This window comes from Pseudonocardia sp. CA-107938, assembly GCF_050936315.1.
In the GTDB taxonomy this organism is placed as follows: domain Bacteria; phylum Actinomycetota; class Actinomycetes; order Mycobacteriales; family Pseudonocardiaceae; genus Pseudonocardia.
The window spans coordinates 5227180-5248008 of record NZ_JBNJNA010000001.1 but is presented as its reverse complement, the minus strand read 5'-3'; the positions used below and the strand labels follow the sequence as shown (position 1 = coordinate 5248008).

General features: G+C 73.6%; 19 protein-coding genes. 7 read left to right on the top strand and 12 right to left on the bottom strand.

Going from position 1 to position 20829, the window contains the following annotated elements; genetic code table 11:
* Nucleotides 1-69 precede the first annotated feature (69 nt).
* Genes ACQEVB_RS25905 through ACQEVB_RS25895 form a run of 3 tightly spaced genes read left to right on the top strand, consistent with a single transcriptional unit; the run spans nucleotide 70 to nucleotide 2874 of the window.
* The gene (locus ACQEVB_RS25905) at nucleotides 70-1413 is read left to right on the top strand and encodes a glutamine synthetase family protein (RefSeq protein WP_432980573.1); all 1344 of its coding nucleotides are present in this window, start codon (nucleotides 70-72) and stop codon (nucleotides 1411-1413) included.
* Nucleotides 1394-2116, top strand: a complete 723-nt coding sequence (locus ACQEVB_RS25900; RefSeq protein WP_432976167.1) for a gamma-glutamyl-gamma-aminobutyrate hydrolase family protein — start codon at nucleotides 1394-1396, stop codon at nucleotides 2114-2116. Before ACQEVB_RS25905 ends, ACQEVB_RS25900 begins: the two co-directional genes overlap by 20 nt.
* A complete protein-coding gene (locus tag ACQEVB_RS25895; protein ID WP_432976164.1) occupies nucleotides 2113-2874 on the top strand; it encodes a 3-oxoacyl-ACP reductase in 762 nt (253 codons plus the stop codon). The genes ACQEVB_RS25900 and ACQEVB_RS25895 overlap by 4 nt, the downstream gene beginning before the upstream one ends.
* Nucleotides 2875-2907: 33 nt before the next feature.
* On the opposite strand, the gene ACQEVB_RS25890 is transcribed toward ACQEVB_RS25895, so the two are convergent.
* Nucleotides 2908-3288: a VOC family protein gene (locus ACQEVB_RS25890; RefSeq protein WP_432976161.1), complete on the bottom strand. Its 381-nt coding sequence runs from the start codon at nucleotides 3286-3288 to the stop codon at nucleotides 2908-2910.
* A gap of 60 nt (nucleotides 3289-3348) precedes the next feature.
* Here ACQEVB_RS25890 and ACQEVB_RS25885 point away from each other — a divergent pair, with 60 nt between their 5' ends.
* Nucleotides 3349-4077, top strand: coding sequence for a TetR/AcrR family transcriptional regulator (locus ACQEVB_RS25885; RefSeq protein WP_432976158.1), 729 nt, complete (start codon nucleotides 3349-3351; stop codon nucleotides 4075-4077).
* Here the strand turns inward: ACQEVB_RS25885 and ACQEVB_RS25880 are convergent, their stop codons facing one another.
* On the bottom strand, nucleotides 4078-6321 hold the full coding sequence (locus ACQEVB_RS25880) for a HelD family protein (protein ID WP_432980570.1): 2244 nt from the start codon (nucleotides 6319-6321) through the stop codon (nucleotides 4078-4080). It abuts the gene before it with no gap.
* 171 nt (nucleotides 6322-6492) lie between these two features.
* Here ACQEVB_RS25880 and ACQEVB_RS25875 point away from each other — a divergent pair, with 171 nt between their 5' ends.
* Both ACQEVB_RS25875 and ACQEVB_RS25870 read left to right on the top strand, forming a co-directional pair.
* On the top strand, nucleotides 6493-7194 hold the full coding sequence (locus ACQEVB_RS25875; RefSeq protein ID WP_432976155.1) for a helix-turn-helix transcriptional regulator: 702 nt from the start codon (nucleotides 6493-6495) through the stop codon (nucleotides 7192-7194).
* A 57-nt stretch (nucleotides 7195-7251) separates the two neighbouring features.
* Complete coding sequence (locus ACQEVB_RS25870) at nucleotides 7252-8004, top strand: nuclear transport factor 2 family protein (protein ID WP_432976152.1); 753 nt, start codon at nucleotides 7252-7254, stop codon at nucleotides 8002-8004.
* On the opposite strand, the gene ACQEVB_RS25865 is transcribed toward ACQEVB_RS25870, so the two are convergent.
* The 10 genes from ACQEVB_RS25865 to ACQEVB_RS25820 all read right to left on the bottom strand — a co-directional run bounded on the left by ACQEVB_RS25865 (nucleotide 7998) and on the right by ACQEVB_RS25820 (nucleotide 17676).
* Nucleotides 7998-8483, bottom strand: coding sequence for a DUF6328 family protein (locus tag ACQEVB_RS25865; protein ID WP_432976149.1), 486 nt, complete (start codon nucleotides 8481-8483; stop codon nucleotides 7998-8000). The two genes, ACQEVB_RS25870 and ACQEVB_RS25865, sit on opposite strands and share 7 nt — an antisense overlap.
* A gap of 2 nt (nucleotides 8484-8485) precedes the next feature.
* Complete coding sequence (locus ACQEVB_RS25860; RefSeq protein WP_432976146.1) at nucleotides 8486-10843, bottom strand: glycoside hydrolase family 65 protein; 2358 nt, start codon at nucleotides 10841-10843, stop codon at nucleotides 8486-8488.
* A complete protein-coding gene (locus ACQEVB_RS25855) occupies nucleotides 10840-11583 on the bottom strand; it encodes a beta-phosphoglucomutase family hydrolase (protein WP_432976143.1) in 744 nt (247 codons plus the stop codon). The genes ACQEVB_RS25860 and ACQEVB_RS25855 overlap by 4 nt, the downstream gene beginning before the upstream one ends.
* Nucleotides 11584-11613: 30 nt before the next feature.
* Nucleotides 11614-13224 (bottom strand): histidine kinase, encoded by a 1611-nt coding sequence (locus tag ACQEVB_RS25850; RefSeq protein WP_432976140.1) that lies wholly within the window; start codon nucleotides 13222-13224, stop codon nucleotides 11614-11616.
* Between the two features lie 38 nt (nucleotides 13225-13262).
* Nucleotides 13263-13670, bottom strand: a complete 408-nt coding sequence (locus ACQEVB_RS25845) for a DUF1801 domain-containing protein (protein WP_432976137.1) — start codon at nucleotides 13668-13670, stop codon at nucleotides 13263-13265.
* Nucleotides 13671-13799: 129 nt separating this feature from the next.
* Entirely contained in the window at nucleotides 13800-13943 is a 144-nt protein-coding gene (locus ACQEVB_RS25840) for a hypothetical protein (protein ID WP_432976134.1), read from the bottom strand.
* 111 nt (nucleotides 13944-14054) lie between these two features.
* The gene (locus ACQEVB_RS25835; protein WP_432976131.1) at nucleotides 14055-15242 is read right to left on the bottom strand and encodes a phosphotransferase; all 1188 of its coding nucleotides are present in this window, start codon (nucleotides 15240-15242) and stop codon (nucleotides 14055-14057) included.
* Nucleotides 15243-15246: 4 nt separating this feature from the next.
* Nucleotides 15247-15891 carry a maleylpyruvate isomerase family mycothiol-dependent enzyme gene (locus ACQEVB_RS25830; protein ID WP_432976128.1) on the bottom strand — a complete coding sequence of 215 codons (645 nt, stop codon included), beginning with the start codon at nucleotides 15889-15891 and terminating at the stop codon, nucleotides 15247-15249.
* 29 nt (nucleotides 15892-15920) lie between these two features.
* Complete coding sequence (locus tag ACQEVB_RS25825) at nucleotides 15921-16493, bottom strand: TetR/AcrR family transcriptional regulator (protein ID WP_432976125.1); 573 nt, start codon at nucleotides 16491-16493, stop codon at nucleotides 15921-15923.
* Between the two features lie 55 nt (nucleotides 16494-16548).
* On the bottom strand, nucleotides 16549-17676 hold the full coding sequence (locus ACQEVB_RS25820; RefSeq protein ID WP_432976122.1) for a LacI family DNA-binding transcriptional regulator: 1128 nt from the start codon (nucleotides 17674-17676) through the stop codon (nucleotides 16549-16551).
* A gap of 137 nt (nucleotides 17677-17813) precedes the next feature.
* On the opposite strand from ACQEVB_RS25820, the gene ACQEVB_RS25815 reads away from it, so the two are divergent.
* The gene (locus tag ACQEVB_RS25815; RefSeq protein WP_432976119.1) at nucleotides 17814-20822 is read left to right on the top strand and encodes an alpha-mannosidase; all 3009 of its coding nucleotides are present in this window, start codon (nucleotides 17814-17816) and stop codon (nucleotides 20820-20822) included.
* Nucleotides 20823-20829 lie beyond the last annotated feature (7 nt).

Below are 20829 nucleotides of genomic sequence, written 5' to 3'. Positions count from 1 at the left end.
GCAAAGGACTCGCCGTACCCGCCGACCACCCGGAACGCGGCCCGTAGTGTGCGCCCCATGAGGCAGGGGATGCTCACGCTCGAGCAGTTGCGCACGCAGATCGACGACGGCCGGATCGACACCGTGCTGCTGGCGTTCACCGACATGCAGGGCCGCTTGCAGGGCAAGCGGTGCGCGGCGCAGTACTTCCTGCACGAGGTCGTGCCGCACGCTGCTGAGGCGTGCAACTACCTGCTCGCCGTCGACGTCGACATGAACACCGTCGACGGCTACGCGATGTCGAGCTGGGAGCGCGGCTACGGCGACTTCGTGCTGCGCCCCGACTTCGCGACCCTGCGACTGGTCCCCTGGCACGAGGCGACGGCGCTGGTGCTGTGCGACGCGGTGTGGGGCGACGACTCGCCCGTCGTCGCGTCGCCGCGGCAGATCCTGAAGGGGCAGCTGGACCGGCTGGCCGACCGTGGTCTGGTCGCCGACGTCGGCACCGAGCTGGAGTTCATGCTCTTCGCCGACACGTTCGACGCGGCGTGGCAGGCGAACTACCACAACATGCGGCCCGCGAACCTCTACAACGTCGACTACTCGATGCTCGGCACCGCGCGCGTGGAGCCGGTGCTGCGCCGCATCCGCAACGGGATGACGGGCGCGGGCATGATCGTCGAGTCGGCCAAGGGCGAGTGCAACTACGGCCAGCACGAGATCGCGTTCCGCTACTCCGACGCGCTCACCACCTGCGACAACCACTCGATCTACAAGACCGGGGCCAAGGAGATCGCCGACCAGGCCGGGATGTCGCTGACGTTCATGGCCAAGTACGACGAGCGCGAGGGCAACTCCTGCCACATCCACATCTCGCTGCGCGGCGAGGACGGCAACGCGTTCGCCGGCGACGGCGAGCACGGCTTCTCCTCCCTCTTCGAGCACTTCCTCGCCGGCCAGGTGGCGTGCCTGCGCGAGTTCACCTACCTCTTCGCGCCCAACATCAACTCCTACAAGCGGTACGCGGAGGGCTCGTTCGCGCCCACCGCGGTGGCGTGGGGCCTGGACAACCGCACGTGCTCGCTGCGGGTGGTCGGGCACGGCCCGTCGCTGCGCGTGGAGAACCGGGTGCCCGGCGGCGACATGAACCCCTACCTGGGCGTCGCGGCGCTGATCGCGGCCGGCCTGCACGGCATCGACAACGAGCTGCCGCTGGAGCCGGCGTTCACGGGCAACGCCTACACCAGCGACGCGCCGCGGGTGCCGACCACCCTGCGCGAGGCCGCGGAGCTGTTCTCCGGCTCGACGGCGGCCGTGGACGCGTTCGGGCAGGAGGTCGTCGACCACTACGCGAACGCGGCCCGGATCGAGCTGGCGGCGTTCGACTCGGCGGTGACGGACTGGGAGCGGCGGCGTGGTTTCGAGCGGCTCTGATGCAACGCGCCCGCTGGTCGGCATCACCGCCTACGGCGAGCAGGCGCAGTACGGCGTCTGGGACACCGAGTCGGTGCTGCTGCCCTACACCTACCCGAACTCGGTGGTCGCCGCCGGCGGGGTGCCGGTGCTGGTCCCGCCGCTGGTCGCGGCCGCCGCGGCCGTGGACCGGCTCGACGCCGTCGTGATCTCCGGTGGTCCCGACGTCGCCCCGGACCGCTACGGCGCCCTGCCGCACCCGCGCACCGGGGCACCGCGTCCCGAGCGCGACGCCGCAGAGCAGGCGATCATCGAGCGGGCACTCGACCGCGGCATCCCGCTGCTCGCGGTGTGCCGCGGACACCAGCTGCTCGACGTCACCCTCGGCGGGACGCTGCACCAGCACCTGCCCGACGTCGTCGGCCACGAGAAGCACAACGTCGCGCCCGGCGTGTTCAGCACGGTCGAGATCGCGCTCGAACCGGGCAGCCGGGTCGCCGCCGCGCTCGGCCCGTCCGTCACCGCGCAGTGCCACCACCACCAGTCGATCGACCGGCTCGCGGCGGGTCTGACGGTCACCGGCCGTGCGGCCGACGGCACGATCGAGGCCGTCGAGCTGGACGGACACCCCTTCGTCGTCGGCGTCCAGTGGCATCCCGAGCAGGACGATCCCCGGCTCTTCGGCGCTCTGGTCGCCGCAGCACGAGAGAGGACGCAAGCGTGAGGTTCGAGGGTAGGACGGCCGTCGTCACCGGCGGCGGCAGCGGCATCGGGCTGGCATCGGTGCGGCGACTGGCGCAGGAGGGCGCCAAGATCGTGATCGGCGACGTCGACCCGGTCGCGGGCGAGGCCGCCGCCAAGGAGGTCGACGGGCTGTTCGTGCAGACCGACGTGACGTCCGAGGAGCAGGTCAACGCGCTGTTCGACGCAGCGGCGCAGACGTACGGCTCGGTCGACGTCGCGTTCAACAACGCCGGGATCTCCCCGCCGGAGGACGACTCGATCCTCACCACCGGCCTGGAGGCGTGGAAGCGGGTGCAGGAGGTCAACCTGACCTCGGTGTACCTGTGCTGCCGCGCCGCGATCCCGCACATGCAGCGGGCCGGCAAGGGCGCGATCGTCAACACGGCGTCGTTCGTGGCCGTGATGGGCGCGGCGACCTCGCAGATCTCCTACACCGCGTCCAAGGGCGGGGTGCTGGCGATGTCGCGCGAGCTGGGCGTGCAGTTCGCCCGCGAGGGCATCCGGGTCAACGCGCTGTGCCCCGGGCCGGTCGACACCCCGCTCCTGCAGGAGCTGTTCGCGGCCGACCCGGAGCGCGCGCAGCGCCGGCTGGTGCACATCCCGCTGGGCCGGTTCGCGCAGCCCGAGGAGATCGCGGCCACCGTCGCGTTCCTGGCCAGCGACGACGCGTCGTTCATCACCGCGAGCACGTTCCTGGTGGACGGCGGCATCAGCGGGGCCTACGTCACCCCGGTGTGATCCCGTGGCCGGCCCGGCCGATCACCGGGCCGGTCACACCCACTGCACCAGCTGCCACACGATCCCGTTCGGGTCGCGGAACTGGCAGTAGCGCTCGCCCCACGGCTCGGTCTCCGGCGGGGTGGCGACGGGCGCGCCGGCCGCGGCGATGCGGGCGAACTCCTCGTCGAGACCCTCGTCCAGCACGAGGACGACCAGCAGGCCCTCCCCTGCGGAGCCGGCGATGTCGGCCGGCTTGAACGTGGTCAGCCCGGTGCGCAGGAAGATCACCTGCAGCCCGCTGGCCTCGTGGCGCAAGGACTCGACGCCGTCGGTGGCCATGATCTCGACGAACCCGAAGTGCCGCTTCGCGAATTCCGCCGACGCGACGACGTCGGGGACGTTGAGCGACACGGCGGCCGATGTGACGGGCACGGGCACCTCCAGTTATTCTGTACGCTGTACGATATACAACGTACGGAGAAAGGGCTCGGCGTGCCACCCGACCTGACGGACCTGCTCTGGCGCGACCATCCGGCCGTCCCGCCGCCCAGCCGGCGCGGCCCCAAGCGGCGCACCAGCGTGTCCGCGATCGTCGACGCCGCACTCGCCGTCGCCGACCGCGACGGCCTGGCCGCCGTCGTCATGCGCGACGTCGCGGCTGTGCTCGACGTGCCCCCGATGTCGCTGTACACCTACGTCGGGAGCCGGGACGACCTGATCGTCCTGATGGTCGATGCGGCGCACGCCGCCATGCCGCCGAGCACCGTCGAGGGCAGCTGGCGATACCGGGTCCGGGCCGTCGCCGAGGCCAACCACGAGCTGTACCGGACCAGGCCGTGGCTGCTCGACGCCGTCGACGACCGGGTCGCCGTCGGCCCCGGCACGATCGCGAAGTACGACCGTGAGCTGCGCGCGTTCGACGGCACCGGACTCACCGACGTCGAGCGCGACGCGGCGCTGTCGTTCGTGCTCGACTACGTCCGGTCGGCCGCCGACCGCGCACGACGCACCCCCACCACCGCGGCCGCCCAGGAGTTCTGGGCGCACGCCGGGCCCCGGCTGGCCGGCTACCTCGACCCGTCCGCAGTCCCCCTCGCGGCGCGGGTCGGCGCCGCCGCCGGGGAGCACCAGCAGGCCGCGTACTCGGCGGAGCGCGCCTTCGCGTTCGGCCTCGCCCGCACCCTGGACGGGCTCGCCGCTCTCATCGAACGGCGGGCCTGATCAGGACAGGCGGTGCAGCATCGCCGGCAGCGGTTCGGCGTGCACGACGGCCATGCGCTGGGTCGATCGGGTGAGCGCCACGTACAGGTCGTTGGCGCCCCGCGGGCTCTCCGCGAGGACCTCCGCCGGCTCGACGAGCACGACCGCGTCGAACTCCAGGCCCTTCGCCGCGCTGATGGGCAGCACCACGACCGGGGCCTCCAGGTCGACCTCGCCGCCTTCCGGGGCACCGACGATCCGCTCGTGCAACGCCTCGACGCGCGCCAGCGGGGCGAGCACGGCGGTGCGTCCCTCCCCCACCTCCGCCGACTCCTCCATCACGATCTTCGCGACGGCGTCCTCCAGGGTGCCGGCGTCGACGGCGACCGCCCGCGGTGGCACCCCGGTGCTGCGCACGGACCGCGGCGCCGCCAGCCCCGGCTCGATCACGGCGAGCACGTCGTCGGCGACGGCGGCGATCTCGGCCGGCGTGCGGTAGTTGACGGTGAGCTGTTCGAGCCGCCACCGGTTGGCCACGTACGGGCCGAGCGCTTCCTGCCACGACGACGAGCCGGACAGGTCACCGGTCTGCGCGATGTCGCCCACGATCGTCATCGACCGGCTCGGGCAGCGGCGCATCACCAGCCGCCACGCCATCGGCGACAGCTCCTGCGCCTCGTCGACGATCACGTGGCCGTAGGTCCACTCCCGGTCGGCGGCGGCCCGGTCGGCCGTCGAGTCCCAGCGCCGGACGGCCTGGCGCTGGGCCAGCCGGTCGGCGTCGACGACGTCGGTGGCGCGGAGCAGCTCGGGGTCGAGGTCCTCCTCCAGGTCGAGGACGTCCAGCACGCCCTGCGCGTAGCTGATCTCCTCGCGCAGCGCCTCGGCCTCCCGCGCGGCCGCCTCGGAACCGTCGTCGCCCAGCAGCTCGGCGGCCTCGTCCAGGAGCGGGACGTCGGCGGGCGACCAGACCGTGCTCGGATCGGCGTCCGGAGCGGGCTTCGGGCGCAGCAGCAGCGCCCGGTCCTGCGCCGGCAGCCGGCGGGCGACGGAGTTCAGCCTGCGCTCGTCGGCGAACAGGTCGGTGAGCAGCTCCTGCGCCGACAGCGTCGGCCACAGCGCGTCCAGCTCGCGGGCCAGCTCCGGGCTCTCGCCCAGCTCGTCGCGGATGTCGGAGAGATCACCGGCGTCCAGCAGGCCGCGGGTGCCGGCGGCACCGGCGATGCTGCGCGCCACCTGCTCGGCGAGCAGCCGGATCGCCTCCTTGCGGAAGATCCGCCGGGCCTCGTTGTGCGGCTTGCGCGAGCGCCGGGCGCGGGTGCGCGCGGCGCCGACGACGTCGCGGTCGAGGCGCACCTCCTGCTGCTCGACGACGAGCCGGATCGGCTTGCGCGGCAGCTGCTGGCGGTCGCGCACCGCGGCCGCGATGACCGCGGCCATCTCGATCCGGCCCTTCACCTCGGACACGGCGACGGGCTCGGCGCGCCGCGCGTCCAGACCCGGGAACAGCTGCCCGACGGTGCCCAGCACCACGCTGGTCTCGCCCAGCGACGGCAGGACCTGGCCGATGTAGCGCAGGAACGTCGGGTTCGGGCCGACGACGAGCACGCCGCGGCGGGCCAGCCGGTCGCGGTGCGTGTAGAGCAGGTAGGCGGCTCGGTGCAGCGCCACCGCCGTCTTGCCGGTGCCCGGACCGCCCTGCACCACCAGCACGCCGGACGGCTTCGAGCGGATGATCGCGTCCTGCTCGGACTGGATCGTGGCGACGATGTCGGCCATGCGCCCCGTGCGGCTCGCCCCGACTGCAGCCAGCAGCGCGGCCTCGCTGGTCAGGCCGCTGCGCGAGGAGTTGGCGGCCGTCGGGTCGTCGAGGTCGAGCACCTCGTCGTCGACGGCGAGCAGCTCGCGGCGGCGGGTTCGCAGGTGCCTGCGGCGCCGGATCCCCTCCGGCGACGCGGCGGTGGCCGTGTAGAACGGGCGCGCCGCGGGCGCCCGCCAGTCCATGAGGATCGGCTCGTACTCGTTCTGCTCGTCGAGCATGCCCAGCCGGCCGATGTAGCGGCGCTCGCCCTCGTCGGTGTCGAGGCGGCCGAACACCAGGCCGTGCTCGGCGGCGCGCAGCGCGGCGAGCCGGTCGGTGTACATGGCGGCCGCGGCGTCGCGCTCGGTCAACGCCTGCGGCGTGCCGACCGTCTCGTCGTGCAGGACCGACTCCAGCCGGCGGGCGGTCTCGGCGCGGCGGTCGTCGAGATGGCGGTACAGCATCTCGACGTAGCCGCGCTCGTGCTCGATCCCGTCGTCCGTGTCGGGTGTGGTCGGGGTAGTGCGGTTCGACACCGGCAGGTCACCTTCACGCCGTCGCTCCAGGAAGCAGACTGACCAACTTACCAGCGGTACGCGGAGGCCGCGGCGCGATGGGTCCGTAGCCTGTCGACCGTGAACCGGACCGATCGGCTGTACGCGCTGGTCGAGGAGCTCCGGGCGGTGGCGCCCCGGCCGCGCAGCGCGCGCTGGCTGGCCGACCGGTTCGAGGTCAGCATCCGGACGGTGGAGCGCGACCTGGACGCCCTGCGCCAGTCCGGCGTGCCGATCTGGGCGGAGCCGGGCCGCACCGGCGGGTACGCGCTCGACCGCGACCGCACCCTGCCGCCGCTGGCCCTGACGGCCGCCGAGGCGCTCGCGATCTCGGTGGCGCTGCGCACCGCGGCGGGCTCGCCGTTCGACCGGGCCGCCCGCTCGGCCGCGCAGAAGGTGCTCGCCACGCTCCCCGCCGACGTGCGGCGCACCGAGGGCCGACTCACCGGTCAGGTGTTCCGGCTGGACGCGCAGGCCCCGCACGGGCCCACCTCCCCGGCTGCCGACCAGATCACCGACGCCGTCGTCGCCGGTCGCGTGCTGGACGTCACCTACGTCGATCGCGCCGGCCAGGAGAGCCGCCGCACCGTGGAGCCGCTCGGGGTGCTGTGGGGCACGGAGGGCTGGTACGTGCTCGGGTGGTGCCGGCTGCGAACGGCCGTGCGCGCGTTCCGCCTCGACCGCATCGTCGCCGCGTGCGCGACCGCGGAACCCGTGCCGCAGCGGGAGGTGGACCTGGCGCCGGAACTGCGCCGGATCGGGGCCCGCCCGCTGCACGACTGAGAAACCGGGTCGAAACACCGACAGGACGGTGTCGCCGACGGGTCCGAGGCTGTGCCCATGACCGACCCGGAGAAGATCCCCGACACCTGGTGCGCGATGTGGAGCGACGACGCCGCACTCGCCCACGACCTCATCGCCCCCGACGGCCGGCAGTGGGCCGGCACCCGAGCCGGCCTGGACGACGTCGTCGGCCCGGGCGCCACCCAGCAGTTCGTCGCCGCCTACCAGCAGGAGCGCGGCATCCGGTTCGCGCCGCGCACGCTCGTGATCGACGGCGCCGACCGGCTCGCCTACACGTGGGACGCCACGCTGCGCGACGGCACCGTCCTCACCGGTGCCGACGTCTGCGTGCTGCGCGACGGCCTCGTCGCCGACAACTGGACGATCGTGGGAGAGCGGCGCGCCCCCACCCCCGACATCGCCGGGGCCGGCGGCGCCACGCGCGCCGACCTCGCCGCAGCGGTCGCCGGCTGGACCCCGCTGTGGAACGGCGACACCTCCCGCCCCGCCGACGTCGTCACCCCGGACGCGTCGATCTGGCTGGCCAGGAACCCCGACGGTGCCGACGAGGTCCGCGGCCCGGAGGCGATGGCCGCCTACGCGCAGCGGTTCCGGTCCACCCGCACCGGGCTGACGCTCGTCCCGCACCGCGAGCCCGTGCTGGACGTCGCGCGCGGCACGGCGGCGCTGCTCTGGCAGGGCGTGGTCGACGGCCGGGCGGTCGCGGGCGGCATCGACGTGCTGGCCGTCCGCGACGGGCGGGTGGCGCACGCCTGGACGTTCGTCAGTACGCGGCCGATGCGCTACTGAGCAGGTGCCGCGCCGCGCAGCAGGCGCAGCGGCAGCACGAACCACAGCCCGCCCAGCACCAGCGCCGTGCCAGCGCCGACGACGATGCCGAAGGTCCGCCCGACGACGACGTCGAGGACCAGCAGCACCGCACCGGCCAGGGTCAGGGCGAGGGTGCCCAGCCCGTACGTGAACAGCCGCTGCCCCAGCGCGACCGTCTCGGCCTTGCGGCCGCGGGCGAAGGTGCGCCGGTGCACCGCGGCCGGGGCGATCATCAGCCCGGTGGTCACGACGGAGAGCAGCAGCGTCACCACCCACATGACGCGCTGCGCGTCGTCGAGCGCGGAGAAGCGGTCGGTGAACGACAGCGACAGGAGGAACGCGAACAGGATCTGCACCCCGGTCTGCGCGACGCGCAGCTCCTGGAGCAGCTCGATGAGGTTCCGGTCGGCCCGCTGCAGCGGCCCCTCCTGGCGACCGTTCTCGACGGGGCTCCCCACGGTCAGCTTCCGGGGTGCCGCGCGCGCGGTGCCCGGCCGTAGGGCTGCTCCACCGGGTCGACCGGCATGGCCGGCGGGATCGGCAGCACCACCGGCTCCGCGGCGAGCGCGACCGGCTCGCCGTGGTGCGCCAGCCGCATCGGCGGGCCGTCGACCAGCCGGTACTCCGCCTCCTCCGGCGTCAGCGTGACGCGCAGCCGGCGGCCGTGCCAGCACAGCCCGAACGAGATCCGGGTCAGCGCGGCCGGCAGCCGCGGCGCGAACGCGATGCCACCGTTGTCGCAGCGCATTCCGCCGAACCCGGTGACGAGCGCCGTCCAGGTGCCGGCCATCGACGCGATGTGGACGCCGTGATCGGAGTTGCCGGCGAGGTCGTTGAGGTCGATCAGCGCCGACTCGGCCAGGTAGTCGTAGGCGAGGTCGAGGTGCCCCGTCCAGGCCGCGACCACCGCCTGGGTGCACGCCGACAGCGACGAGTCCCGCACCGTGACGGCCTCGTAGTAGGCGAAGTTGCGGCGCATCTGCTCGTCGGTGAACGCGTCGGGCCGCAGCTGCATCGCCAGCACCAGGTCGGCCTGCTTCACGACCTGCTTCCGGTACAGGTCGAAGTACGGGAAGTTCAGCAGCAGCGGGTACTTCTCCGGGGGCGTGCCCTCGAAGTCCCACTGCTGGTGGTGGGTGAAGCCCTCCGCCTGCGGGTGCACGCCGAGCACGTCGTCGAACGGGATGCGCATGGCCTTGGCGGCGTCGCGCCAGCTCGCCATCTCCTCGGCGTTGACGCCCAGCCGGTGCGCCGCCCGCGAGTGCCGGCCGGCGACGTCGGCGGCGACGCGCAGGTTCAGCTGCGCCATCAGGTTCGTGTAGACGTTGTTGTCGACGATCGCGGTGTACTCGTCGGGCCCGGTGACGCCGTCGATGCGGAACTCGCCCGACGCGTCGTGGTGGCCGAGCGACCGCCAGAACCGGGCCGTCTCGACGAGGATCTCCAGCCCGACCTCGCGCTCGAAGACCTTGTCCCCGGTGGCGGCGACGTGCCGGCGCACGGCGTCGGCGATGTCGGCGTTGATGTGGAACGCGGCCGTGCCCGCCGGCCAGTACCCGGAGCACTCGTGGCCCCGGATGGTCCGCCACGGGAAGGCGGCGCCCTGGAGGCCCAGCTGCTCGGCGCGTTCCCTGGCCAGCGGCAGGATCGACTGCCGCCAGCGCAGCGCGTCCGCCGCCGCCTCCGGCACCAGGAACGACATCATCGGCAGGCTGAACGTCTCGGTGTCCCAGAACGTGTGCCCGTCGTAGCCCTCGCCGGTCAGCCCCTTCGCGCCGATCGCGCGGCGCTCGGCCCGCGCCGTCGCCTGCAGGACGTGGAAGATCGCGACCCGGACGGCCTGCTGCAGCTCCGCGTCGCCGTCGAGCTCGATGTCGGCGGTCGTCCAGAACTCGTCGAGGTACTCGTGCTGCTCGGTGAGGAGCCCGTCCCAGCCGGTGTAGCGGGCGGCGGCGATCGCGGCGCGCACCTGGTCGTACAGCGCGGGCTGGGAGCGCTGCGAGGACCAGCCGTACCCGAGGTACTTGACGACGGCCAGCGTGGTGCCCGGTTCGAGCCGGGTGATCACGGTGGTGCGGGCGATGTCCTCGAACGCCTCGGTGGAGATCTGCGTGCCCTTCGGCCCGCGCACCTCGTGGTCCATCGCGGCGGCCATCCGCAGCCCGGACTGGCGGGTGCTGTGGATCAGGGTCGCGCTGGTCTCGCCGGCCCGGTGGAACTCCGCAACCAGCGGATCGGTCAGCGCCGCCTCCACCCGCGGGTCGCCGCCCGTCTTCGCCGGCAGCTGCTCGTTGGCGACGAGCTCGCTCTGCACGACCAGCAGTGCCGGCTCGTCGAGCACCTCGACCTCGTAGCGGATCGCGGCGATCGCGCGCTGCGTCAGCGACACCATCCGCACGCTGCGCACCTTCACCGCCCGCCCGGCCGGCGAGACCCACTCCACCTCGCGCGTCAACGTGCCCGCACGCAGGTCGAGCGTCCGCACGTGGTGGCGCACCTGCCCGTAGCGCAGGTCGAACGGCTCGTCCTCCACCAGCAGCCGGATCAGCTTGCCGTTGGTGACGTTGATGATCGTCTGACCGGACTCGGGATACCCGTACCCGCCCTCGGCGTACGGCAGCGGCCGCTTCTCGTAGAACGAGTTCAGGTACGTGCCCGGCGTGGCGTGCGGCTCGCCCTCGTCGAGGTTGCCGCGCAGCCCGATGTGCCCGTTGGACAGGGCGAACACCGACTCGGCCTGCCCGAGCGCGGCCAGGTCCAGCCGCGGCTCGCGCACCTGCCACGGCTCGACCAGGAACGGTCGCGGGTCCGGACTCATCTCTCCTCCAGCAGATCCGCGAGGTCCGAGACGACCACGGTGGCGCCGTGCTCGCGCAGTGCGTCGGCCTGCCCGAGCCGGTCGACACCGACCACGAAGCCGAAGCCACCCGCCCGGCCGGCCTCCACACCGGCCAGCGCGTCCTCGAACACCACCGCCGCCTCCTTGTCGACGCCGAGGTCGGCGGCCGCGGCGAGGAACGTGTCAGGCGCCGGTTTGCCCGTCAGCCCCCGTTCCTTCGCGGTGACCCCGTCGACCCTGGTGTCGATGTACTGCGCGAGATCGGCAACGTCGAGCACCTGCGCCGCGTTCGCCGACGACGACACCACCGCCGTCGCGATGCCGGCCGCCTTCACCGCCTGCAGGTACGCGACCGAGCCGGGGTAGACGTCCACGCCGACCGTCCTGATCTTCTCTTGGACCAGGTCGTTCTTCTTCGTGGACAGGGCGGTCAGCGTCTCGGCGTCCGGGGCGTCGTCCGGGCCGCCGCGGGGCAGCTCGATGCCGCGCGACCGCAGGAACGAGTCCGTCCCCTCCAGGCGCGGCTTGCCGTCGACGTACGGCCCGTAGTCGCTCTTCACGTCGAAAGGGCGGAACTCGGTGCCGTCCCGCTCCGCACGCATCCGCAGGTAGTCGTCGAACATCTGCTTCCAGGCCGCCGCATGGACACTGGCCGTGTCGGTGAGGACGCCGTCGAGGTCGAAGAGGCACGCACGCGTACCGTCGGGCAGCCCGAGCATGCGCGCACGGTACCGACCATGGTGGAACGGTCACACAGACAGGTCGAGCGGCTGCGCGACGACTGCCACCGCCGCGCCTTCCCCGCCCTGGACGTGCACCTCGCAGCGCTCCCCCGCCTCGACGGGATCGGCGCGCACGCTCAGCACCCCACCCTCGGGCAGCGGCTCGATGTCGCGCTGCACCGCGTCCCGCACGGCCGAGATCAGCGCCATGGGGCTCACGGACAGCCCGTGCAGGTGCTGCGGCACGTCGATCTCGACGCGCAGGCGGGCGCCGAACCGGGCCTGCTCCAGCGCGAGGTAGCCGCGGACGGCGTCGAGCTCGGTGCCGAGGCGAGTCCAGGCGTCGCCGGGCTGGTCGGCGGCGCGGGACAGGTCGGCGAACCCGAACAGCAGCTCGCGGGCCCGGCCGGGATCGGTGCGGATGAGCGCGGCGATCGTGTTGAGCGCGTTGTAGACGAAGTGCTGCTCCAGCCGCCGCGAGGACTCGACCGGTGGATCGACCGGCTGCGTGGGCGGACCCGGGTCGGCGACCGGCTCGGGCTCGGGCGGCGCCTCGGTCGGCGCCGGCGCGGGTTCCGGCTCGGCCCGCGGCACCGACTCGGGTCGCGCCCAGCGCCCGGTGTCGCCGGCCTCACCGCGGTCGCGCAGGTCCGCCGGGTCGAGCCGCTCGGCCGGATCGACCAGCCCCAACCAGCGCGGCAGCCGCAGTCGCCCGCCCGCGCTGAAGCCGGTGAACTCGACGCTGCCGACCAGCTCCGGCGCCACCCAGACGGCGTGCCGGGCCACCTCGTTCGGCACGGCCCCCGAGAACGGCGACAGCGGCCTGCGCAGCTGCACCAGGGCCGACATCCGCCTGCGGTGCTCGCCCGTCACCCCGACGCGGCCGACGTAGCGCAGGCCGCCCGCTCCGTCCGGCACGCCCAGCAGCAGGCTCGCGATCGTGTCCGGGCGGTGCACGTCGGTGGGCGTCCACCCGCCCACCACGACCTGGCGCACGCGCGGCACCGGCACCTTCACCCACAGCGGGGAGCGGCCGCCCGGCCGGTAGCGGGCACCGAGGTGCCGGGCGTGCAGCGCGTCGACGCCCTTCGCGTCGGCGATCCGCAGCATCGTGTCGAGCTCCGACAGCGGCAACGGCGACGTGCTCCAGACCGGGGCGGTGTCGAAGCCCAGGCCGTCCAGGAGGGCCCGGCGGTCCCGGTAGGGCAGCTCCACCGTGCTGTGCCCGTCGAGCCACAGCAGGTCGGCCACCTGGAAGTCGACGGGTACCCGCCGGATGTGCGCCTCGCTCGGCTTGTGCCGGCCGCTGCGCCGGGCCAGCCGGCGAGCGCGGGGGGCGTGCTCCTCGCCGCGCGCGACGACGGTGCCGTCGAGGACCATGCCGCCGGGCGGGCAATGCCGCTCCAGCGGGGCCGCCAGCTCGGGGTACGCCGCCGTCATGGAGACGTCCTTGGCGGACATCAGGCGGACCCGGCGCCCCGCCTCGCGGGCCGGATCGACGTAGGCGATGCAGCGGTGCCCGGTCCAGGCGAGCTCCACGACCCAGTCCGGCCCGACCGGTGGCTGACCCGACCCGGCCGAGACGTGCATCGGCGCCACCAGGTCGGGCACCCCCTCCGGTGCCGGCTGCGCCGTCACCTGCACAGCGTATGCCGCGCGGCGACCCGGTTCCGCCCTCAGGGGCCGGCGGCCGCCTTCTTGATCTTCCGCCAGCCGCCGGCCCGGTTGTTGGCGATGATGTCGCGGAACATCTGCTGCAGCGGCGCGGCCGGCACGGTGCCGCCCGGCTGCACGGCGACCGTGCGCGCGGTGGCGTTGTCGTGCCCGGCCGTGATGATCCCGTGCGGGTCGGGGACGATCGCGCCGTCGTAGAGGAAGACGTTGACGTGCTTCTTCGTCGCGAGCAGCGCCGCGACGTTGCCGTGGCAGACGAAGTACGGCTGCACCGTGCGCTTGATCGTCTCGGTCACCTCGGGGTCCGCGGCGAGCACCAGCTCGCGGACCTCCCGGCAGATCGCCTGTTGCCAGGGCAGCAGCGCGTCGATGTACTCGTCCACCCGCGGATCACGTCGGTCGTCACCCATGGCCGGACCGTACCGGCGCGTCGCCGCCGCAGCCCTCCCCTCACCGGCTGCGACGGCGACACCGGTATCGATCGCGCAGCAGAGGGAGAGGTTGGCCGGTGTGACGCTGTTCACACGGGCGGCGTGCGGTCAGGAAGCCCTGGAAGCAGGGTTCGACCCGGCGCCCGGCTCGACGGCCATCGGGGCGACCGCGTCGGCGAGCTCGACGACCCGCTGCAGCCAGCGCTTCCCGCGCATCACCTGCGCGACGTCGTCGGCTGCCTGCCGGGACACGGGTCCTGCTTCACCGACCCCACCGTCGGGGACGTCGCCAGCGTCGTGCTCACCTGCCATGACCGGGTGTACCCGCTGCGCGGCGCCACCATGCACCCGATCAGGTGGCAATCACGCATCCGGCCCAACGTGGCTACGTCCGGCACCGTACCTGCGCGTGCGGTGGAGCCGGTCCAGCACGAAGCGGGCCACCGACGCCCTGCCGCGGACGCGCGCGCGGAGCGCCGGGGTCGGCTCGTCGTCGAGGTGCTCCACCGGCACCGCCGGCAGCGCCGCGAAGATCGTCATCAGGACGGCGTGGATGCGCTCCAGGCGGGCTGCGTCCACGGCACCGGCCTCGGCGGCGACGCCGGCCGCGTAGGCGTCCAGGCACGCCGTCTCCAGCGCGGGCAGCTCGGCGACGGGTCGGTGTCCGGCCGCCACCTCGCCGAGCACGAGCTGCCCCAGATCGGTGCCGAGCGGGGCCCGGCCGCAGAAGCCGAGGTCCACCATGACGAGGTCCGCACGATCGGTGGCGACCAGCAGGTTGGCCGGGCAGGCGTCACCGTGCGCCGACGCGACGGGCGCCTCGTCGAGCTCGTCGAGCAGCGCCGGCAGGGCCTCGAACGCCGCGTCGATCCGGCGCCGGAGCGAGGAGTCGAACGCGTCCCGGACGAGGGGGTGCGCCCACAGGTCGGCCGCGGAGAACGCCGGCTGCACGACACCGGCCAACCAGCCGTCGGCGTAGACGCGCGGGGTGCGGGCGCCGTGGACCGCGGTGACCAGCGCCGCCACGGCAGGGGACGCCGCGAACCGTCCCATGAGGTGGGCGGCCCGCGCGTGGCGGGCGACGTCCCACCGCTGCGGGCGGGTCGGGACCCGCTCCAGCCACAGCGCGGCCGACTCGTCGTCGAGGTCGTGGACGGCGAGCGGGCGCGGCATCGCGAGGCCGCGTGGCAGGCGGTGGCGGAGCTCGGAGCGGTACAGGTCCGGTTCGGTGCGCCACGGCACCAGCTCGGCAGCTCGTTCCCGAAGGTGCGCGGGCACCGCGAACCGCAGCGGCGAGCGCCGGTACGCGTGGACGACCTTGACGAAGAAGCCGAACTCGACCACTCGACCGTCGAGGGTCTCGGCGGTGCCGGTGACGAGGTGGCGAGCCGCCGTCGTGATCGCCGGTCGGTCGTACGGATGGGTGGCGACCGCGCAGGTCAGGACCACCACCCGGGGTTCGCCGAGCTGGGCGGCGACGAGCTCGGCGAAGTGGGCGTCCTCGACGGCGGCGGCGCCGAGGAGGGCCGTGCGAGGCGCGGTGGGGAGCATCTCCTCAGGCCGGCGACGTCGGACGGGCGCGCAGCGCGGCCGCCCCGGGTCCCGTCAGCTCCGGGAGCGCGGCGACGCGGCCCGTGAGGAGCAGGAGCAGGGCGCCGATCGGGCCGCGGACCTCACGGCCCTCCCCGACGGCCCAGTCCACGTCGTCGGCCACGAACCGGTAGCCGGCGTACCTGCGCCGCGCGTGGAACATCCGCCCGCTCGACCACACCCGGTCCGCCGCGAGCGCCGCGAGCCGCCCCGGCATCGGGAGGGCGCGCCCGAGCGGCAGGGCCATGTCCTGGCCGTGCACGAGGTAGTCGATCGCGGTCTCGTGGTAGGTCACCGACGGCAGCGCCTGCCAGACGCCGATGCGGTCCCGGATCTCGTCGACGAGGACGTTGACGGGCAGTTCCGCGTGGCGGCACGCCACGGCGTGGATCGCTCCGTTCATCCCGCCGTGGCGGGCGACGTCGACCAGCGCGCGGGGCAGCTGCGTCCAGGGGGTGTTCTGCAGGGCGACGTGCGCGGCAGCCTGCCGCACGGTCCAGCCGGCGCAGAGTGACGGCTGCTGCCATTCCTCGGCCGACAGGCTCTCCAGCAGCGCGACGATCTCCCGCCGATGGGCGTCGATCGCCGTCCAGGCCTCGGTGCGATCCATCCGGCCGCTCCCTCCGATGTCGCGGCTGCTCATGGCGCGCCGCTACGGGCCGGCTCGACGAGGGACTCCAGCAAGGTGGTGATCTTGTCGGTGGGGTCGAACGTCGGGTCCGGCATGGCGAGCTGGTGCAGGACCAGCCCGGTGACGTAGTCGCCCACCAGGTGCAGGTGGTCGGGATCGCGGGAGCCGATGAGCCGCATCCAGGCCGCGAACCAGGCGCCGACCGTGTCGCCGGTCTCGGCGACGCGCCGACGGATGGCGGTGTTGTGCCCGGCCTCGACGAGGATCGCGTACCGGGCGAGCGTCAGGTGCCGGTGCGCACCGGCCGCGCCGCGGACGGCCGCGGCGACGACCCTGGCCAGTTCCGCCGGTGTCGTCGGGCACGTCGACCTCGCGAGTTCGTCGAAGTTGGCGCGCTCCCGCTCCGAGACCCACTCGACGATCGCCTCGAGCAGCCGCTCCCGGCTCGGGAAGTAGTTCGCGGTCGCGCCGGCCGGGAGGCCCGCCTCGGCGTCGACGGCGCGGTGCGTCAGCGCGCGCATCCCGTGGCCGCCCAGCACGCGGACGCCCGCGTCGAGCAGCGCTTCACGTCGGTTCGCCACGACGTCATACTACGCCTGTGGTATTTTTCACCACAAGTGTTGTAACCGGCTGCCCTCAGCTGGTGGCAGCCCCGATCACGCCGAGGGTGTTGTGGCCGCGGTCGGGCACCTGCAGCTCGGCCGCCAGCACGACGTGCCGGGGCGGGGAGGTGTCGCCGTCCAGCCGTGCCGCCACGAGCCGGCCCGCCTCCTGCCCCATGGCCCGGGTCGGCAGCCCGGCCGCGACGGCGGTGAGCGGCGAGGACGCGTCGAAGGGCAGCGACTGGTCCATGCTGGCGATCTCCAGCGCACCGGGGAAGCCCGTCTGCAGCCCGAGCAGGTCGTGCACGACCATCGCGACCGTCGGGGCGTTGCCGCCGATCAACGCCGTCGGCCGGGTCTCGGAGCGGAGCCAGTCCAGCAGCCGCTCCTGGCGGGCGTCCGGGCCCAGCCGGCTGTAGGTGCGCAGCGCCGACCACTCCGGCAGCTCGGCCAGGCCGTGCTCGCGCAGGGCGCGGCGGTGCCCGGCCAGCCGGTCGCGGACGCTGGTGACCTCCACCTCGCTCCACAGCACGGCGAGTCCGGTGTGCCCGCGCTCGATCATCGCGACGGTCACGTCGTGGCCGACTGCCTCGTCGTCGAAGAGCACGGCGTCGGTCGGGGTGCCGGGGAAGTACCGGTCCACCAGCACGACGGGCAGCCCGGCGCGGCGCAGCTCCTCCACCACCCCGGCGGCGAGGGACCGCTCCCGCGGGAAGAACACGACGCCGTCCACCGGCTGCGCCCCGGACGTGAGCGCGCGCAGGACCTGCGTCTCGTGGTCGACGTCGCGGGTGTGCTCGATGGTGACGCGGAGGCCGAGCTCGCCGCATTGCCCGGACAGCCCGGCGAGCAGCACGGACTCGTGGCCGCTGCCGGGATCGGGGCTGACGTAGGCGATGGTGCGGCCGACCCCGGACGGCGCCCGGGCGGGCATCGGGCGCGGCGCGACGAACGTGCCGCGGCCGCGCCTGCGCACCACCACCCCTTCCGCGACGAGCTCGTTCAGCGCGCGGACAGCGGTCGTGGTGGAGACCCCGAACCGCTCGACGATCTCCCGCTGCGTGACGAACGGCTGGTCGGCGGTGAACTCGCCGCGCGCGATCGAGTCCAGCAGCTCCTGCTTGACCCAGGCGAAGAGCGACACCCCGCGCGGCGGCTCCATGGCGCCTCCTCCCGCTCACTCAGGTTGCACGGCCGGTCACGGAGAACGACCATTGACGCATTAAAGCATTGAATCTAACGTCGCCCGTGCCTGTCCGACCAGCTCAATGCTGAACCCTGGCCCGACGAGGAGCCCGCATGCACGACGACCGGCTACTGGTCGAAGCCCGCATCGACCGGATCCTGCGGGAGCGCGTCCGCCCCGCGGTCTACGGCGAGACCGCGCCCCTGCACACGGAGGTCTGGCACGCGCCCGGCGAACCCGTCCCGGCCGCCGAGGGCATCGCGGCGACCTACCGCCCCCTCGAGGGGAACGAGCCGTGGGGCCCGGCGTGGAGCACCAGCTGGTTCCACGTCACCGGCACCGTGCCGGCGGAGTGGGCCGGCAAGGCCGTCGAGGCCGTGATCGACCTCGGGTTCGCCCAGGGGCAGGCCGGCTTCTCCGCGGAGGGCCTGGTGCACCGGCCCGACGGCACCGCGGTCAAGGGCCTGAACCCCGCGAACACGTGGGTGCGCATCGCCGACAAGGCCGAGGGCGGCGAGACCATCGACCTGTACGTCGAGGCCGCCGCCAACCCGAATGTGTCGCACAACCAGCCGACCCTGCTCGGCGACGTCGAGACCGCGGGCGACGAGCCGCTCTACCGGGTCCGGCGCATCGAGCTGGCCACCTTCGACCAGGAGGTCTGGGAGCTCGTCCACGACGTCGAGGTGCTGCACGGCGTGATGCACGAGCTGGCGTTCGAGGACCCGCGGCGCTGGAACATCCTGCGCGCGCTCGAGGACGCCCTCGACGGCACCCTCGACCTGCAGGACGTGCCCGCAACGGCCGCCGCGGCCCGTGCCGTGCTCGCCCCCGCGCTCTCCGCCCCCGCCGTGGCCAGCGCGCACCGCGTGAGCGCCGTCGGGCACGCGCACATCGACTCGGCCTGGCTGTGGCCGCTGCGCGAGACCGTCCGCAAGGTCGGTCGCACGATCGCGAACGTCACCGCGCTGATGGACGACCACCCCGAGCTCGTGTTCGCGATGTCGTCGGCGCAGCAGTGGGAGTGGATGCGCGACCACCGCCCCGACCTGTGGGAGCGGATGAAGGAGAAGACGGCGAACGGGCAGCTCGTGCCCGTCGGCGGCATGTGGGTGGAGTCCGACACCAACATGCCCGGCAGCGAGGCGCTGGCCCGCCAGCTCGTCCACGGCAAGCGCTTCTTCCTCGAGGAGCTCGGCATCGAGACCGAGGAGATCTGGCTGCCGGACTCGTTCGGCTACACCGCGGCGTTCCCGCAGCTGGTGCACCTGTCGCGGTCGAAGTGGTTCTTCACGCAGAAGATGTGCTGGAGCCAGTTCAACACGTTCCCGCACCACACGTTCTGGTGGGAGGGGCTCGACGGCAGCCGCGTGTTCACGCACTTCCCGCCCGTCGACACCTACAACGCCGCGTTCACCGGCAACGAGATGGGCAGGCTCGTCCGCAACTTCGCCGACAAGGGCCGCGCCAACCGCTCGATCGTCCCGTTCGGCTGGGGCGACGGCGGCGGTGGGCCCACCCGGGAGATGCTGGGCCGGGCCGCCCGGCTGGAGAACCTGGAGGGCTCGGCCCGGGTGGAGATCGAGCCGCCCGCGCAGTTCTTCGAGAAGGCGCTGGCGGAGTACCCGAAGGCGCCGGTGTGGGTCGGCGAGATGTACCTCGAGCTGCACCGGGGCACCTACACCAGCCAGGCGAAGAACAAGCAGGGCAACCGGCGCAGCGAGAGCCTGCTGCGGGAGGCCGAGCTGTGGAGCGCCACCGCCGCCGTCCACGCCGGGCACCCGTACCCGTACGCCGAGCTGGACCAGATCTGGAAGACGGTGCTGCTGCACCAGTTCCACGACATCCTGCCGGGCAGCTCCATCGCCTGGGTGCACCGCGAGAGCCGCAAGACCTACCAGCGCCTGTTCGGCGAGCTGGAGGCGATCATCGCCGCCGCGCAGCAGGCACTGGCGGGTGACGGCGACGGCGAGCTCGTCTTCAACGCAGCCCCGCACGAGCGGTCCGGTGTGGCCGCCGGCGCCGCTGCCCCGGCCGCGGCCACCGACCCGGTGACCGTCGCCGCCGACGGCGGCGGGTACGTGCTCGACAACGGGCTGGTCACGGCCCGGGTCGACGAGCGCGGCCTGCTGGTCTCCGTCGTCGACGCGGGTTCCGGGCGGGAGGCGATCGCGCCCGGCACGGCCGGCAACCTGCTGCAGATCCACCCCGACCTGCCGGCGCACTGGGACGCCTGGGACGTCGACCACACGTACCGGCGGGTCGTCACCGACCTCGACCAGGTCGACGGCATCGAGCAGGTGGCGGTCGACGGGGCCGCCGGCGTGCGGGTGCGCCGCTCGTTCGGCTCGTCCACCGCGGTGCAGACGATCACCCTCTCCCCCGGCTCGCCGCGCGTCGACTGCACCGCCGAGATCGACTGGCACGAGACCGAGACGTTCCTCAAGGCGGCGTTCCCGCTGGACGTGCGGGCCGACCGCTCCACGGCGGAGACCCAGTTCGGGCACCTGCACCGGCCCACCCACGAGAACACCAGCTGGGACATGGCGCGCTTCGAGATCTGCGCGCACCGGTTCCTGCACGTCGCCGAGCCGGGGTACGGCGTGGCCGTCGTCAACGACGCGACGTACGGCCACGACGTCGCGCGCGCGATCCGCCCCGACGGCGGCACCACGACCACGGTGCGGCTGTCGCTGCTGCGGGCCCCGCGCTACCCCGACCCGGAGACCGACCAGGGCGAGCACGTGCTGCGGTACGCGCTGGTGCCGGGCGTCGACGTCGGCGGCGCGACCCGCGAGGGCTTCCGCATCAACCTGCCCGAGCGGCGGGTGCCCGGCTCGGGCGCGGTCGTCCCGCTGGTCAGCTCCAGCCACGACGGCGTCGTCGTCTCGGCGGTGAAGCTCGCCGACGACGCGTCCGGGGACGTCGTCGTCCGCGTGTACGAGGCCCACGGCGCGCGGGCGAAGGCTCGGCTCGCGCTCGGCTTCGCGGCGGCGTCGGTCGCGGTGACCGACCTGCTGGAGCGGCCGTTCGACGAGGAGCCCCCGGAGCTCGTCGACGGCGGCGTCGAGGTGGCGCTGCGCCCCTTCCAGATCCTCACCCTGCGCTTCGAGCGAGCCTGACGAGAGG